Origin of the sequence: Helicobacter pylori (assembly GCF_017594925.1) — a bacterium.
Lineage (GTDB): Bacteria > Campylobacterota > Campylobacteria > Campylobacterales > Helicobacteraceae > Helicobacter > Helicobacter pylori_DP.
The window spans coordinates 1-1,125 of record NZ_JAALNT010000042.1; the positions used below are offsets into that span (position 1 = coordinate 1).

Annotated in this window: 1 protein-coding gene; it reads right to left on the reverse strand. The window is 37.7% G+C overall.

Going from position 1 to position 1,125, the window contains the following annotated elements:
- Positions 1 to 5: 5 nt before the first annotated feature.
- On the reverse strand, positions 6 to 1,115 hold the full coding sequence (hopJ, locus tag G6069_RS07845; RefSeq protein ID WP_197293932.1) for a Hop family outer membrane protein HopJ/HopK: 1,110 nt from the start codon (positions 1,113 to 1,115) through the stop codon (positions 6 to 8).
- Positions 1,116 to 1,125: the final 10 nt, after the last annotated feature.

The window sequence follows — 1,125 nt, forward strand, 5'->3', positions numbered from 1 at the left end:
CCCCCCTAAAAACTATAAACATAACTCACATTAAACACCACAAGGCGTTTGAAAAAGAGGGAAGCGTTTAACCCTTTGCCATGCGTTTCATAAAAGGAATTGATTGCTAAAGGGATCTTTAGGCCCATTTCAAAGCCATTGTGCCTATCCACATTCACACGAACCCCAAAATTCAAAGGGATTTGGAAAAAACTCGTGTGCATTTTAGCCTGATAATTGGTCAAGTAATTGTTGATAAAATCCGTTTGGCTCACCCACATGCCTAAACCACTCCCTACCCACGAACTCCCCGCTAAAGCAAAGCCTGCATAAAAACCCACGCTCGAATGTTTTTGCTCATTATCAATGAAATTATAAAGGTAGTCTATGCCAAGCCCATAGAGATGGTTATTCATTTTGCCTAAACCATCAAAGCCGTTGCCCACAAAACCAAAATTAGTGTAACCATAGTCATAGAACAAGTAATAGCGCAACCCTTGATTTTTTTTCTTGGTAAAGAAATGCTTATACCCTACGCTCAAACTCACCCCATACATGCTTGAAATGTTTTTAGAATAAGAGCTAGGATCAAGCGCATTTAAGGAATTTGAAATTTGAGCGATTTGAGAAGATAAAGAAGAAAGCATGCGGTTTTGAGATTGAGTGAATTGCAATTCTAAATTTCTTAAGTTTTCTTCAAATTCTAAAGGGTTAGTAATGGGTTCTTGCATTTTTTCCAACGCTTGGGCTAGTTTAGGGTTAGATGCAATTCCACCGCTGAGCGTGACTATTTTTTCAATGTTTTGAAAGGTGGATTGGAGGTAGTATTGTTCGGCTTGCATTTCAGTGGGGGTTAATTTAGCATGGTTTTTCAAAGCGTTGTTGATGTAATTAAAGGTGTTGGGCATGCCTTTGATTTCATTTTCAATTTGATTGAGTTTATAGATTTTGTTTTGAGCGTTAGAAATGATTTGGATGCGTTCTTGATTCAAAAAGGGGTTATTATGCTCAACGGCATGACTAATGGAATATTCAAACCCCACGCTCGCATACGCCCCATTTTCTTCAGCGATACAAAAAGATAAAAATAAAGATAAAGGCAAAGATAAAGAAAATAAGGTTTTTTGAAATTGCATGGGTGATCCT

Coding starts and splice junctions, on each gene's coding strand:
- hopJ (WP_197293932.1), bottom strand. CDS start 1,115: ATGCAATTTCAAAAAACCTTATTTTCTTTATCTTTGCCTTTATCTTTA.